Source organism: Halorubellus litoreus, from assembly GCF_055378595.1.
Map to the genome: position 1 here is coordinate 1853620 of NZ_AP043836.1, position 13708 is coordinate 1867327.

Sequence of the window (13708 nt, forward strand, 5' to 3'; positions counted from 1 at the left end):
CGCTGTCAGGAGTCGCCGTCCGCCCGTCCGTCGGTCGCGCCGTCGGCGAGCGTCCGCGCGACCGCCGCGAACGCGTCCACGGCTGGCGCGTCGGGGGCGTCGCGCGCCACGGGGCGTCCTCGCGCCTGCGCGTCGGCGACGGCGTCGCTCTCGGGGACGGCGACCGCCGGTGCACCGAGCGCGCGCGAGAACCGCGAGACGTCGAGATTCTCGGGCGCCTGGTTCACGACGACGCCGGCGAGGCCGGCGTCGAGCTCGCGAGCGAGCGCTCGCGTCCGGACGGCGGCCGGGACGGCGAACGCGGTCGGCTCGCAGACGACGCCGACGCGGTCGGCGACAGCGAGCGCCACGCCCGCGTCCGCCGCCATCCCCGCCGGACAGTCCACGACGACCGCGCCGAACTCGCGCTCGACCGCGCGCAGCGCGGGCTCGAGCCGCCGGACGTCGCTCGCTCGCGCCCCGGCGAGCGTCCGACCGCACGAGAGCACGCGGACGCCTGCGACCGACCGCACCGCCTCGAGCGCGCTCGCTCGCCCCGCGAGGACGTCGTGGAGGTCCGGGCCGCGCCCGCCCGGGAGGTCCGCCATCGCCAGGTCCGCGTCCACGACCACCGACGCCAGCGCGTCCGCGACGTTCAGCGCCACCGTCGACTTTCCGACGCCACCCTTCCCGCCCGCGACCGCGAGGATCACGCGTCCCACCCGTCGCCGTCCCCGGGCGCGGCGCTCGCGCCGCGCGCGACCGGCTCGCCCGACTCCTCCGGGCTCGCGTTCTCGCGCGGTGTCGCGGCGAGCGGCGGTGCGAACGACCCGAGCGCACGAACGACGCCGTCGACGTCCGGCGCGTTCGGCTCTTCCGAGCCGTCCGCGGCTACGGCCTCAGATTCCACGCCACCTCGGCCCTCGGTCGCGACGCACTCGACGTCGACCGTCGACGCCGGCGTCGCGAACCCGACGCCGCGGACGCCGCCCGCGGCCACGGTCAGGGTAACGCCGTCGGCGTCCCACCCCGCCGCCGGGACGCCGCGCCGCCGCGGCGGCCAGAGCGCGCCCTCGCAGGACACCGCCAATCGCACGCGCCGTCGCTCGCTCGAAGGATTCTCCACGACCACCGTCGCGAACGTCACGCCGTCGCGGCGCGACTCCCGCACGCTCACGTCGACCATGCCCGCTCTGGCCGCGCCATCACTGATAAACGACGACGCGGACGCGGAGCCGGGAACCTCTCGGGCGGTCGCGCTCGCGTCGACTGTGCGTCAGTCCACGGCGAGCACGACCGGTGCGTCGAGAACCCGGTGAGCGGTCTCGGCGTCGTCGAACCGGTCGACGCCCACGACGACCGGCGCGGTGACGTCCGCGACGCGCACGGCGGCGAGCGCCGCGGTCGCGTCCGCACCCGCGAACGACCCCGGCTCCGCACCCACGTCGTCGACGTCGCCGCCAGGGACCGCCGCGACCGCATCGCGGAACGCCGACCACGTCGCCGCGACGCGATTCGCGCGTACCTCGCGCTCCAGGCGCCCGACGCGGTCCGCGAGCGACAACCGCCGTTCGCGCGCATCCCGCGCCTCCCGAGCCCGCTCGCGTTCCCGCGCGAGCGCCTGCTCGGCCGCGACCAGCTCGGTCTCGCGCTCGCTCGCGTCCGCCACCGCCGCCCGCAACCGCTCCCGGCCCGCGTCGACGTCCGCGTCGAGGTCCTCGCGCGCCTGCACCGCACCACGCGCCGCCGCCACGTCCGCCGTCACCGCCTCCGCCGCCGCCCGCGCCTCGGCCACGCGCTCGCGCGCCCCAGACACGTCCACCTCGGGGACCTCGACCGCAGCCAACTCCTCGCGCGCCGCCTCGAGCGCCTCGACGCCCTCGACGTCGACGTCGAGCGACCGCGCCGCCGCCGCGAGCGCCGCACGCACGTCCACCGACGCATCCGAACGGACCACACCGACGTGCTCGAAGACACTCCCAGGTGGCTCACAGTCCACCCGCAGCGCCCGGCCGTCGCCGACCGCGGCCGGTCCCGTGGCGCGAACCGCCGCCACGACCGCACGCACCGACACGGCCAGCTCGCGGCAGTCCACCGCCGGCCCCGACCACGACGCTGCTCCATACTCGATTCTCACAGCTCCTGCTCGCGGAGCCGCTCCTTCGACGGCAGGTCCCGACCCGCCGCGAACTTCGCGTACGGCGTCGACGGCGACTCGCGGTCCTCGTACGCGACCGCCGCCTCGCGAGCGTCCGCGAACGCGTCCTCGAACTCGTTCAACGGCGTCGTCCGCTCCAACTGCACGTCACCGCCGTGGCGCTCCCGGAGCCGCAACCCGAGGAACGCGCCGAACGCCGTCGCCTCCAGGAGCGCCACCCGCCCGAACCGGCGGACGACCGCGTCCTCGTGCGCCCGACACGCGTTCCGGAGCGCCTGCCGCGCCGCCCGCGAGTACGTCACCACCAGTATCACTACCATTCGCTCCACACCAGCGCGAAAAAAGTCCTCCGTCACGCGCTCGACCGACAACACCCCGCCCTACGTCACGCGCTCGACCGACAACACCCCGCCCTCGACGTCAACGAGCTCGCGAACGCGCTCGCGCGCCTCCACCGCGTCCGCCGCGACGACCACCACACCCACCGCCGCCTCCGGCCCCTCCACCACCCGATACGGCGCCACGCCATCACCCTCGAACGACGACACGTACGTCCGCAACACGCCCTGCACGCGCCCCTCCAACTCCGCGAACGAACACTCCCCGTCCTCGAACGCCGCGAGCGCCGACTCCACGTTCCGCAACGCACTGATCCGGTCCATCTACGTCGTCCGCAGGTGCTCGTGCTTGGGCTCGTACACCTCGCCCTTCTGCTTCAACTTGTCAATCTCGTGCTCGGCCTTGCTCGCATCCATCCCGATCTCGTCCGCACGATCCATCACCACGTCCACCGGCGCCCCATCGTCGTACTCCTCCTCGATGTCCGCGATGAGCGCCTTCAGGTTCTTGATACGGTCACGCTGCGTCTTCGACTGCCCCGTCTCCACCACGTCCGCGTCGAACTCCCCAGTCTCCGGGTCCACGCCGATGTCCTGCAAGCACGACCGCACGATCTCGATCACGCGCTCCGAATCAGCCTCGTCCACCGTATCCGACAACCGCACCCGCGCACTCGCCTCCGCCAACCGCACGATCGCCTCCAACTGCCTGGCGGTCACCGGCACCGGCGAATCCTCGTCCTGCCCCTTCGACCGCAAGTCCACGTAGAAGTCCTCGATCGCCTGTCGCGCCGCCTCCGTCATCCGCGGATGACAGTTCTGCTTCGCGTACGCGATGTACTTCCGCATCAACTCCGGGTCGATGTCCGGGTCGACGTCCGCCGTCACCGAATCGATCTCTTCGTCCGACACGTCCACGTTCGTCATCTTCGAGCGCTGCGTCGACAGCTCCCCAGCGTAGTTCGTGTTCAGGATGTGCTGGGCGAGATTCCGGTCCTCCTCCTCGTCCGGCTGGTCCGTCACCGTGAATATCAGGTCGAACCGCGATATCAACGCGGGTTCGAGGTCTATCTGCTCGCCGATCGGCTCGTACTGGTCGAACCGCCCGTACTTCGGGTTCGCCGCACCCAACAGCGAACACCGAGACTTCAACGTCGCGTTGATACCCGCCTTCGACACCGAGATCTCCTGCTGCTCCAGGGCCTGATGCATCGCCGACCGGTCGTCCGGCGCCATCTTGTCCAGCTCGTCCACCGCCGCAATCCCACGGTCAGCCAACACGAGCGCCCCGGCTTCGAGCGACCACTGTTGTCCATCTCCAAAGTCATCGCGTACAGCAGCGGCAGTCAGGCCTGCTGAGCTGCTTCCTTTCCCTGATGTATAAACCGAACGGGGTGCTACGTTTTTGATATACGAAAGTAGCTGTGAGTTGTGCGAGACGACACCGTTCGAGACGTACGTATGCGTCCCCGCGACCTCGAGGTCGTACACCCACTCGGCCTCGGGTTCGTACGTCTCGATGGACTCGATTCGGCTCCACGTGAGTTCGAGGGCGTCGGGCTGGCTCGTCCCGGTTTCGGCGACGACACCGCCATCTGCGACGGCTTCACTCGTCGCGGCGATGACGGTTCCCTCCGCAAGCTGGTCCGCTTGCACTGCTTCGAACCCAGCGTCACCCTGGACGAAAAGCGGGTGTGAGGGCGTGACGTCGACTTCGCGACCGCTCGCCGTCCGGATCCGATACATTTCCTCGGGTGCGTCGCGCTTCCAGACCTTCGTCGCGGACTCGGTTGCGATGCCTCCATCTGGTTGGAGCGATGGGACGTCGAAGTCGGCGTGGTCCCAGACGCCGTCGTCGACGGGTTTCGGGTTGTCGAGGTTGGCTTCGACGAGACCGCGTATCTCGCGTTCGCTTCCGTCGGCCAGTGTGACCGTGGTGTCTCCTGAGACGCACTTCCCCGTACCCGGATCCCCTATCAGGAGCATGTGGAGGTCGCCGCGGATACGTGAGCCGTCGGGGAGGTGTTTGGTGACGCCGGAGAAGAGTTGGAGGATCATGGAGAGTTTCTCCTCGTCGTAGCCGTAGATGCTGGGGGCGACGGACGCGACCATCTTGTCGTAGATGTCGGGGTTGTTGGAGAGTTCGTAGATGGCTTCTTTGTCGGCGTCCGTGATCTCCATGTCCTCGAAGTCTTCTTCGTCGATGACGACGCTGACGCCGTCCATGTAGACGTCGAACACCGCGGACTTGTCTTGCTCGCTGCCTTGTTGTTCGAGGCGGAGGATGCCGGTGGCGGCGACGTGGTCGCCGGGCGTGACGTTCCCGGTGATGTCGTCCTCGATCTGGACGTCGATCGCTTGCGGCGTTTCGCCGCCGCGGAGGCCTTCGGGTGATTCCTGGACGCGGAGTTTCTGGGAGTCGACGAACTCGGATTGGTCGTAGTTCAGCCCGAACGGGCCTTGGCGTTCGCAGCCGCCGCATTCGTGTGGTTCCTGGAAGTCGCCGCCGGATTGGGGGATGCGCGTGAGGGTGCCGCAGCGCTGGCATTCGAACGCGGCTTCCTGCATCTTCGGGCGGACGTCGGTGGCTTTGTTGACGGTGCCGCGGACGGTGACGAGCGTGTTGACGTGGCGGGCGCGTATCTCGCGGATGTCCGTGGAGTCCGGGAGGGGGTCCATGCGGACGTGCGCTTGCCCGAGTTTGACGTCGACGGGGAGGTCGTAGAGGCGGAGGGCTTCTTCGGCGTACTTCTGGAGTTGTTCGGGCTGGTTCTCGTAGTCGTCGGCGAGGTCGGGGTCGAAGCGGTAGAGGTCGTCGTAGTCGATGTACAGCGAGCGCTGGTCGGTGGGGTAGTTCTGTGCGAGTTTCCCGATTTCGTCGCGGTAGTAGGTGCGGTAGAAGTCGAGGAACGCGTCGACGAGTTCGGAGTTGTCCCCTGCAGCCATTACACGCTTCTAGACGCGTGCCGACTCAAGAAGGTTCGCAAAGGTGGGTGGAAGTGAACGCCGCGGTCGGTCTCCACTGGGACCACGTGGTTTGAGGAGGGTGGTGTGCGTCCTCGAAGGCGTGTTATCGTCGTTCGTCGATGGCGTTCGCGACCGGGTGCCGTCGTGGTCGCGTCGCCGGTGGCTGGGTGTGGTCGCGGCGGGCGTGCTCGGCGTGCTCGTGCTCGCGGCGGCCGGATTCTGGGTGTACTTCGGCGTGCTCGGGTTCCACGCGCCGGTCGAGGTCACGGAGTCGGTGCGTGCGAACGGGAACGTGAGCGTCGAGCGTGCGTACGGCGGGTTCGTCCTGGGGCCGACGGAGGAACTGGACGCGGAGACCCGGCGTGCGGGCGAGGGCGTCGGCGTGGTGTTCTATCCGGGTGGGCGCGTGGCGCCGGACGCGTACCTGTCGTCGGCGGCGCGCGTCGTCGAGGAGACTGGCGTGACGGTGTTCGTCCCGAAGATGCGAGCGAATCTCGCGGTGCTCTCGCAGGGGAAGGCGAACGCGGTCCTCGCGGGCGAGAACGGCGTGGAGACGTGGGTCGTCGGCGGGCACTCGCTGGGCGGGGCGATGGCGTGCCGGTACGCGAACGCGAACCCAGATCGGGTCGACGGCCTCGTGCTCGTCGGCGCGTACTGCGACCGCCCCGTGCGCGGGATGCCAGCGCTCTCGGTCGTGGGGTCGCGCGACGCGGTGCTCGACCGCGAGCGGTTCGCGGAGACCCGCGGGAACCTCCCGGCGAACGCGAGCGTCGTCCGCATCGACGGGATGAACCACTCGCAGGCGGGGTGGTACTACGGGCAAGCGGGCGGGCAGTCCGCGAGGATAGGCTACTCGACGGCCCACGACCGGCTCGCGGCCGCGGTCGCGGACTGGCTCTGCACCGAGTACGACCGCTGCGTGCGCTCGGATGAGGCGAACGCGACGTTCCCGGCCGAGGGGATGGCGAGGTCGAGTGCACCGGCCCTGGGTTCGAGCGCGTTCGTGGACGCGGTGAGCGTTCGTTCCAGGAGGACTTTCCCGCTAGGTTCGTGGACGACGGTGACGGTGACGCGGTCGCCGGGGTCGAGGGAGACGTCGCCGTTCGCGATGCGGAACACGAGCGCCTCGCCGCTTGACCACTCGCCGTCGCTGCCCGCTGGTTCGTTGCTCGCGAGCGCGCCGCCGATGCCGCCGTAGCTGCTGTCCCAGACGTCGTCTCCGTCGTAGTCGGTCGCGTCGATACGCGGCGTCGGCACGCCGGTGAGTCGCGAGTGCTTCGAGGAGTCCGAGAACGTCACGACGACCGCGAGGTCCGAGACCGTGACGGTGTCCCCGCCCCGATGCGTGATGCGGACGGTCTGGTCGCCGCCGCCCGCGACGTCAGCCTGGAGCTCGGCGTCGGCGTTCGCGACCTGCGGCGCGGGTTGTTGTTCGACGCCCGCGAGGTCGAGGACGAACGACCCGACTGCTGCCGCCATGATGACGGTCACTGCGACCATGAGGACGACCGCGACGACCGACGAGACGCCGCGTTCGTGCTGCATGTTCGTCTGGGTCCTCGTGCTGGACGCTGAAAGGACTTCGTAGCGTTACGAGTGATGATTCGTCGTGCGCTCGTCGGCGTCGGTCGCGGTGGGAGCGCTCCCTGCGGTCCAGGCGGCGAGAACCTGCGCCTGCTCGCCGTCGGCGCTCGTCCAGACGACGTGCACGTCGGCGCCCGCGGGAACGGAGCCCTCGTAGGTCGCGCGTTCGCCGCGATTCCAGCGGTTCCCGTCGGGCCACGCGACGTCGGTGACGGTGTCCTCGCCGACGCGGAGGGAGAGTCGTGCGACCGCGAGGGTCTCCTCGCCACGGTGAACGACGGTGACGGTCTCGTCGCCGGTCCCCCAGCCGTCAGTCCCTGGGTCGACGGTGCCCTCCAGGGTCGGGGGAGCGGTGGGGTCCTCGCAGCCGCCGACCAGCGGGCACGCGAACGCGGACCAGACGCCGCCGAACGCGACGACGGCCGCGGTGACGACGGCGAGCGCGACGCCGACGCCGAGTGCGAACTTCACCACGGGGGAGACGGCACGCGAGTCCGTCAGGAGGGCGCGGACGTGCATCGAGTCACGGCCGACTTCTCAGCCGGCCGGTGTACGTCTTGGGGCTTCCCTGGCGCGCGCTTGGACGGACTCGACATCGAGCCCGAAGCTTGGTACGGTGCTGATGCTCGTGGTGTCTGGGTTGGATGCGGTCCTGGTGTCTGGGTTGGCTGTGGTCCTGGTGTCTGGGTTGACTGCGGTCCTGAGGGGCCTGGCGTCGAAGGTCGCTTGGGTGTCGGTGGCGTTCTCGGCGGCAGCGAGGATGGCGTCCATGATGGCGAGTTCGCGGTTGAGGGCGTCGTCGTCGAGAGCGTTCGCTTCGTTCGCGAAGTGCTCGCGGAACGCGCGGATGCGGTCGCGGTAGGGTGGCGACGCTCGGAGAGCGACCGAGCGTTGCTCCCACTCGCCGAGCGTCCGTCCCTCGATGGGGTCGTCCGCGGCCACGTCGACGGTGCCGTTACCGGCCGTCGCGCGCTCGTACGCCATCCAGTTCTGCATGAGGGTGGCGTACTCCGCGAGGAGGACGGCCTTGCGGACGCCAGTGCTTTCGTAGTACGGCGCCTCGCGGTCCGCGAACGCGACGGTGCGCGTGGTCGCGTGGCGCTCGCCGTTGCGCGTCTCGTAGCGCGCTGTGAGCGTCACCGCCGCCGGGCTCCCTGGGCCGTCGTCGGTTGGCGTGGCGTTCCCGACTCGCTCCAGTTCCACGAGGACGACGCCGCCCTCGGTCTTGCCGTCGCTCGTCCGGGACGGGAATAGCGTGTTCACCGAGATGACGTCGCCCGTGGTCGCGTTCGCGTCAGGCGACCCGTACACGCGCTCGACGCGATAGTCCGAAGCGTTCACCGACACCGAGAGGTCGAACACGAGCGGCGACACCATGTACGCGAACCCCTCGTCCATCCGGTCGGCGAACTCGCTCGGTGACTTGACGACGTAGTGGTTCGCGCCCTCGACGTCGTTCACGGTGTCGACGAACCGCGCGTTGAAGTCGACGCCGACGCCGACGAACGTCGAGTACACGCCCGCGTCGGCGTTCGCCGCGAGGCGGTCGCCAAGCGTGCCGCCGTCGGTCGTCCCGACGTTCGGCATCGCGTCCGTGAGGTACACGACGCGGGTCTCGCGCTCGGTGCGGTCGGCGTCGCGATACGGCCGCAGCATCTCCTCGGCGACCGTCATCCCGGCGTCGAGGTTCGTGCTGCCGCCAGCGCGCAGCGACCCGATCTTCCGGTTGACGGCGTCCATGTCGCGGTCGCCGACGCGTGCCATGTCGACGACGCGGCGGGCGTCGTCGTCGTACGCGACGACGCCGAACCGGTCGTCGGCCGTGAGGTGCGTGGTGAGCGTCCTGAGCGCGCTACGGGCGGCCGCCATCTTCGAGGAGTCGTCCTCGACCGTCTTCCGGGTGCCGTTGTCGTAGTAGTACGACCCGAACGGCGACTCCATCGACCCGGAGGTGTCGACGACGACGACGAGGTTCAGGGGTTTTCGTTCGAACTCGTTCGCGTCGATACCCGAGTTCAGGCCGACCGTGAGGAACTGTTCGCGGTTGCCCGAGATGGGGTCTTTTGTGACGGCACGACTGTACGACGGGCAGAACGTGGCGTTGCAGGGCTGGGTCTGGCCGGTGTCGAAGTAGTAGTCGTGGTAGAGGCCTTCGGCGGGAAGGCTCGCGGGTTGTGGCACGTAGCCGGCGTTGACGTTGTGCCGGAAGTCGTTCGCGTCCTGTGCGCCTCCGGCAGCGAACCCGACGCTGTCGCTCGAACTGCTACCGATGCAGCCGGCGAGAACGACGAGCGCGAGGAGGGTCGTTGCGATGACGAGTCGGCGCATGTTGCACGATAGCTATGCACATGGGGTTAAGGAGTTGGAAGAGTGAAACGACTCTTTGACAAAACTGACCTCTCCACGAGGACGCGACCCCTGGATTATCGACGTCGCGCGCTCGCCAGCACCCAACCCTTATCCTGTGGTCCGGAGAACCAACGGGCATGAGCGACCCGAGCATCGACGTGAACGCCGGCCCGCGCGCACCCAACCAGACGTACCACTACTTCCGCGACGACGACACCGAGGAACTCCTCGAGACGCGGTTCGCCTCCCAGCTTCCCGTCCCCGAGGTCGGCGAGGTCGTCGAGTTCGGGTCGCTCCCCATCGACCGGAGCGACGGCGACGCCCGCGCCGAAGGCGACCTCGACGTCGACGACCAGGCGTACGTCGTCCGCGAACGCTCCTACCAGTACGTGCAACCGGAGTTCCCCGCGGACGACCCCGCGAGCGACCAGGAGATAACCATCCTCGGCGTCAACCTCTACGTCGACCCATACGACGAGAACGCACGCGACGCCGACGAGTAACCACCCGAAGAAGTATCGGCCATCTAATAACTTGCCGACGCATCTATACACCTCCGGGCTACTACGACTCTAGTCAATGGTACCGTCCGGGTCGTTCGACGTCCTCCTCGACCACGCGCAGGACAAGATCGTCGTGGTCGACGAGCACGGCGACGTCACGTACGCCAACGAAGCGATCCGGCGCTCGCTCGGGTACGACCCCGAGGACGTCATCGGCACGAACGCGTTCGAGTACATCCACCCCGATGACGTCGACGCCATCCGGACCGCGTTCGAACGCGTCGTCCAGGCGGACACGTACGCCGAAGCCACCGCCACGTACCGCTTCCGGCACGACGACGGCTCGTGGGTGACGTTCGAATCCCGACTGTCGAACTGTACGGACGACGACCTCGACGGGTACGTCGTCAGTTCGCGCGACATCACGGACCGCGTCACCGCGGAACGCGACCGCCGCGAGACGACCTCGCGCCTCCAGGAGCTCGCCGCGACCACGGGCGACGTCCTCTGGATGTTCAGCGCCGACTGGACGGAACTCCTCTTCGTCAACCCCGCCTACGAGGACGTCTACGGCGGAACCGTCGACGACCTGCGTGCGGACCCGGCGTCGTTCCTCGACACCGTCCACCCCGAGGACGTCCCGCGCGTCGAGGAGGCGATGGCCGCACTCGCCGGCGGCGACTCCCAGAGCATCGAGTACCGCGTCGACCCGACGGACGGCTACGGCACGTGGGTGTGGGTGCAGGCCGAACCGATCGTCGAGGACGGCGACGTCGTCCGCATCACGGGCTTCACGCGCGACGTCACCAGCCGTCGGCGTCGCGAACGCCAACTCTACGTCATGGACACGCTCCTCCGGCACAACCTCCGGAACGACCTCACGGTCGTCCTCGGTGAAGCCCAACGCATCGCGGACGCGTACCCCGACGCTACCCCGCACACCGACGTCATCTGCGACACCGCCGAAGCGCTCCTCGAAAGCGCCGAGAAGGGGCGCGCGCTCATCGAACGCTTGGACGCCGACGCGTCCAGACACCGCGTCGACGTCGCCGCCACCGTCGACGAGTGCGTCGCACGCATCGACGACCGCTACCCGAACAGCACCGTCGACGCGGACTGCCCCGACGCCGCTCGTGCACACTGCATCGACGGCCTCGACGCCGCCATCACCGAACTCCTCGAGAACGCCATCCACCACAACGACCACCCCGAACCGACCGTGCACGTCACCGTCACCGAAACCACCGACACCGTCACCGTCGCCGTCACCGACACTGCCAGCGCTATCCCGCAGGTCGAAGCGAACGTCCTCACCGGCCACCACGACATGACCGACGTCTACCACTCAAGCGGCCTCGGCCTCTGGCTCGTCTACTGGCTCGTCGAACGCTCGCACGGCGAGATAGCGGTCGACTCCACCGACGACGGGAACCAAATCGAACTCGCGTTCGACCGCGCACCGGAGTGACGGAGGACCACGCCACCAACTGGCTCCCGGTCGACGTGTAGCGACCTCCGAATCGCCCCCCGAGCTCTCGGAAAAGACTGAAACGGGTTGAATTCATAGTGAATTCATATGAGTCGCACGTCCATCCCGCTGGATTCCGAGACCAAGGACCGGCTGGGAGAACTCAAGCGCGAGGGCGAGACCTGGGACGAGTTCCTGCTCCGGCTCGCGAGCGACGAGGAAGCGATGACCTTCGGCGCGTGGAGCGACGACGAGGCCGAAGCGGCGATGGAGCGACTCCGCGAGGGCCGCGAGCGCGGTGACACATGACGTTCCTGGACACGTCCACCATCATCCAGTACCTCAGGGGCGACCGTGAGGTGAAGGACTACATCGAGGACCGGAAGCCGTGGTTGACGTCGACCATCTGCGTGTTCGAGGTCATCAACGGTCGCGTTGGGGCTGGAGAGACGTACATGGTTGAGGTCCGGAAGGACTTCGCTGGCGTCCACGCGCTCGACCTGACCGAGGAGATCGCGCTGGAGGCCGGACGCCTCCAGGACGAACTCGTGACCGACGGGAGTCGACTGGCGACGGCGGACCTGCTCATCGCGGCGACGGCACGGTCGACCGGCGACGAGCTCGTGGTCGCGGACGCGGACTTCCAGACGGACGTGCTCGAAGACGCGATGACGGTGACGAACCTGCGATCGTAGTCGAGGTGGAATGAACTCGGGGCAGTGGACCGTGCCAAACCGATGAGTGCCTCGCGTCGCAGGGCGAGCAGTACCCCGACGCGTACGACACGCTCTCGACGACGTGGCACGGGGAGGGGATGATCGTCGCGTGGGTCACCCAGCGCCTCGCGAAACTCGACAAGGACGTCGTGACCCAAGCGCAGGCGACGCTGCTGGGCGGGTTTCGCGACTCGGATTTGGACAAGGTCGCGCAGGCCGTCGAGTACCCCCGGGAAGTCCACAAGGCCGACGCCGAACGCGTCGACGGCCGGACCCTCCCCGAGGAGTTGCTCGTCGACGGCGAACCCCTGACGCTCCGGCGGTTCTCGAACGACGACGGCGACACCATCGGCTCCGAATGGATCTACAGCGACGACACCACACTCCGCCGCGAGAACTCCCAACACTGGCCCATGCAGAGCACCCACTACGGCAGCGACCGCATCCGAGTGAGTCACCCCTTCGACGATGACTAAAGAACAAATCAAGCTCCACAGCGACCGAGCCGAACGGTTCCGACGGATACGTGAGGATTTAACGGAGAAACTCGGCTACCAACCTTCGAAGTCAGAGACGGTTGGACTTGTTATGGCCTGTTATAATCTTAACAAGGACCATTCTGGTCAGTCGTTAGTCGAGGGTCTTTGAAATTTGGGTCAAATGAACCGGTTGGCTTTCGCTGAGGGCTTTCTCCAGAGTGGCAGTGATTTATATCCAAGTAGTTAGTCAAAGGGTGTTATGAGCGGAAGTGGCGACGAAGACCCTGAAATTCACAAACAAAAGCTGTGTGCGGCCTCGGGCTGTAAGGTTCCGGTAGGAAGGGAACGCGACTTTTGCCCTGCACACAGGAATTAGCTGTGGAAACAATCAATCATGACTGACCCTGACCGAGAAGAAGAAGATGAGTTACAATCCATTTGTCAACAGAAAGGATGCACAGCGACGATCGGGATTGAGAGAGATTATTGCGTAGAGCACAGAGGATAGCGTCATGGTTGTTTCTTCTCAAGCTTTCTCAATTTCGATAATACTCGGGATAACCGCCGATATTGTTCTGATATTTTTAATCAATCCAGCAACACTCACAGAACCGCCAACAAGCAACGAAATTGCATCTGCTGTTGATCAATTTGCTGGACGGGCCCTCTCCATCTTGGCAGTTGTCTTAGTCGTCCTCCAGTTCACCTTAGATGGTTCAGACATCACGCACTTTGAGGAACTGACGCTGATTGCGCTAACCGTCTCAGCAGGCCTGTTGATGGTTACCTTTATTTTAGAATTAGTTGGCGCAATTCGGATTCTGTTCTTTCGACTGCAGCTCAGCGCGCTCCGCTATGCGGGTCTTCTCCTCTTTTTGTCTATAGTGTTAGTACTGAAGGCCAAATCCGTTCCGGAAATTATGCCGTTCAGTCTATCGGTTTTCGTGGGCCTTTCTTGGATAATCTGGATCCTTCACGAACTGCATTACATTTTTAAAACTCAAAGAGAAGAATGGGATTCAATTGATATGAAGAGGTGTGATTGGGCTATTCGTACTATAGAATCTTGGAGAGGGTAAATAGCCTGTAGAATCTACCATCAGAATGCTGGATTAATCGATTCGCTTCAAACTAAACCGTCTCGATTTCGTTCTATGCAGCTAGTAG

The 13708-nt window shown here is 66.7% G+C and carries 15 protein-coding genes and 1 pseudogene; 7 read left to right on the forward strand and 9 right to left on the reverse strand.

Annotated features, from left to right (window positions below):
• Window positions 1–5: 5 nt before the first annotated feature.
• From ACZ48X_RS13395 to ACZ48X_RS13420, 6 genes are all read right to left on the reverse strand, one after another.
• Window positions 6–692: a MinD/ParA family ATP-binding protein gene (locus tag ACZ48X_RS13395; protein WP_379762009.1), complete on the reverse strand. Its 687-nt coding sequence runs from the start codon at window positions 690–692 to the stop codon at window positions 6–8.
• On the reverse strand, window positions 689–1165 hold the full coding sequence (locus ACZ48X_RS13400; RefSeq protein WP_336349236.1) for a DUF7857 domain-containing protein: 477 nt from the start codon (window positions 1163–1165) through the stop codon (window positions 689–691). Before ACZ48X_RS13400 ends, ACZ48X_RS13395 begins: the two co-directional genes overlap by 4 nt.
• A 90-nt stretch (window positions 1166–1255) precedes the next feature.
• Window positions 1256–2074: a DUF7856 family protein gene (locus tag ACZ48X_RS13405; RefSeq protein WP_464379817.1), complete on the reverse strand. Its 819-nt coding sequence runs from the start codon at window positions 2072–2074 to the stop codon at window positions 1256–1258.
• Between the two features lie 38 nt (window positions 2075–2112).
• A complete protein-coding gene (locus ACZ48X_RS13410; RefSeq protein ID WP_336349665.1) occupies window positions 2113–2451 on the reverse strand; it encodes a DUF7855 family protein in 339 nt (112 codons plus the stop codon).
• Window positions 2452–2517: 66 nt separating this feature from the next.
• Window positions 2518–2799, reverse strand: a complete 282-nt coding sequence (locus tag ACZ48X_RS13415) for a DUF7854 family protein (RefSeq protein WP_336349234.1) — start codon at window positions 2797–2799, stop codon at window positions 2518–2520.
• Complete coding sequence (locus ACZ48X_RS13420; protein ID WP_336349233.1) at window positions 2800–5421, reverse strand: ATP-binding protein; 2622 nt, start codon at window positions 5419–5421, stop codon at window positions 2800–2802.
• A gap of 103 nt (window positions 5422–5524) precedes the next feature.
• On the opposite strand from ACZ48X_RS13420, the gene ACZ48X_RS13425 reads away from it, so the two are divergent.
• Window positions 5525–6640 carry an alpha/beta fold hydrolase gene (locus ACZ48X_RS13425; protein WP_336349232.1) on the forward strand — a complete coding sequence of 372 codons (1116 nt, stop codon included), beginning with the start codon at window positions 5525–5527 and terminating at the stop codon, window positions 6638–6640.
• Between the two features lie 149 nt (window positions 6641–6789).
• Here the strand turns inward: ACZ48X_RS13425 and ACZ48X_RS13430 are convergent.
• The 3 genes and pseudogenes from ACZ48X_RS13430 to ACZ48X_RS13440 form a co-directional block, all read right to left on the reverse strand.
• Window positions 6790–6987: pseudogene (locus ACZ48X_RS13430) on the reverse strand (type IV pilin domain-containing protein); the annotation flags it as partial.
• A 45-nt stretch (window positions 6988–7032) separates the two neighbouring features.
• A complete protein-coding gene (locus ACZ48X_RS13435; RefSeq protein ID WP_336349231.1) occupies window positions 7033–7545 on the reverse strand; it encodes a hypothetical protein in 513 nt (170 codons plus the stop codon).
• Window positions 7546–7563: 18 nt separating this feature from the next.
• The gene (locus ACZ48X_RS13440; RefSeq protein WP_336349230.1) at window positions 7564–9354 is read right to left on the reverse strand and encodes a vWA domain-containing protein; all 1791 of its coding nucleotides are present in this window, start codon (window positions 9352–9354) and stop codon (window positions 7564–7566) included.
• Window positions 9355–9512: 158 nt separating this feature from the next.
• On the opposite strand from ACZ48X_RS13440, the gene ACZ48X_RS13445 reads away from it, so the two are divergent.
• The 6 genes from ACZ48X_RS13445 (at window position 9513) to ACZ48X_RS13470 (ending at window position 13620) form a co-directional block, all read left to right on the forward strand.
• Window positions 9513–9878, forward strand: a complete 366-nt coding sequence (locus tag ACZ48X_RS13445; RefSeq protein WP_336349229.1) for a hypothetical protein — start codon at window positions 9513–9515, stop codon at window positions 9876–9878.
• 76 nt (window positions 9879–9954) lie between these two features.
• The gene (locus tag ACZ48X_RS13450; protein WP_336349228.1) at window positions 9955–11346 is read left to right on the forward strand and encodes a PAS domain-containing protein; all 1392 of its coding nucleotides are present in this window, start codon (window positions 9955–9957) and stop codon (window positions 11344–11346) included.
• Between the two features lie 108 nt (window positions 11347–11454).
• On the forward strand, window positions 11455–11655 hold the full coding sequence (locus ACZ48X_RS13455) for a DUF7557 family protein (RefSeq protein WP_336349227.1): 201 nt from the start codon (window positions 11455–11457) through the stop codon (window positions 11653–11655).
• Window positions 11652–12041, forward strand: coding sequence for a PIN domain-containing protein (locus tag ACZ48X_RS13460; protein WP_336349226.1), 390 nt, complete (start codon window positions 11652–11654; stop codon window positions 12039–12041). The genes ACZ48X_RS13455 and ACZ48X_RS13460 overlap by 4 nt, the downstream gene beginning before the upstream one ends.
• Window positions 12042–12160: 119 nt before the next feature.
• Complete coding sequence (locus tag ACZ48X_RS13465) at window positions 12161–12538, forward strand: hypothetical protein (protein ID WP_336349225.1); 378 nt, start codon at window positions 12161–12163, stop codon at window positions 12536–12538.
• Window positions 12539–13053: 515 nt separating this feature from the next.
• Window positions 13054–13620, forward strand: a complete 567-nt coding sequence (locus ACZ48X_RS13470; protein ID WP_336349224.1) for a hypothetical protein — start codon at window positions 13054–13056, stop codon at window positions 13618–13620.
• Window positions 13621–13708 lie beyond the last annotated feature (88 nt).

Bases quoted from the DNA above. Each gene is read 5' to 3' on its own strand.
- ACZ48X_RS13465 (WP_336349225.1), top strand. From the start codon at position 12,161: ATGATCGTCGCGTGGGTCACCCAGCGCCTCGCGAAACTCGACAAGGAC.
- ACZ48X_RS13440 (WP_336349230.1), bottom strand. From the start codon at position 9,354: ATGCGCCGACTCGTCATCGCAACGACCCTCCTCGCGCTCGTCGTTCTC.
- ACZ48X_RS13460 (WP_336349226.1), top strand. From the start codon at position 11,652: ATGACGTTCCTGGACACGTCCACCATCATCCAGTACCTCAGGGGCGAC.
- ACZ48X_RS13455 (WP_336349227.1), top strand. From the start codon at position 11,455: ATGAGTCGCACGTCCATCCCGCTGGATTCCGAGACCAAGGACCGGCTG.
- ACZ48X_RS13470 (WP_336349224.1), top strand. From the start codon at position 13,054: ATGGTTGTTTCTTCTCAAGCTTTCTCAATTTCGATAATACTCGGGATA.
- ACZ48X_RS13450 (WP_336349228.1), top strand. From the start codon at position 9,955: ATGGTACCGTCCGGGTCGTTCGACGTCCTCCTCGACCACGCGCAGGAC.
- ACZ48X_RS13420 (WP_336349233.1), bottom strand. From the start codon at position 5,421: ATGGCTGCAGGGGACAACTCCGAACTCGTCGACGCGTTCCTCGACTTC.
- ACZ48X_RS13400 (WP_336349236.1), bottom strand. From the start codon at position 1,165: ATGGTCGACGTGAGCGTGCGGGAGTCGCGCCGCGACGGCGTGACGTTC.
- ACZ48X_RS13445 (WP_336349229.1), top strand. From the start codon at position 9,513: ATGAGCGACCCGAGCATCGACGTGAACGCCGGCCCGCGCGCACCCAAC.
- ACZ48X_RS13415 (WP_336349234.1), bottom strand. From the start codon at position 2,799: ATGGACCGGATCAGTGCGTTGCGGAACGTGGAGTCGGCGCTCGCGGCG.
- ACZ48X_RS13435 (WP_336349231.1), bottom strand. From the start codon at position 7,545: ATGCACGTCCGCGCCCTCCTGACGGACTCGCGTGCCGTCTCCCCCGTG.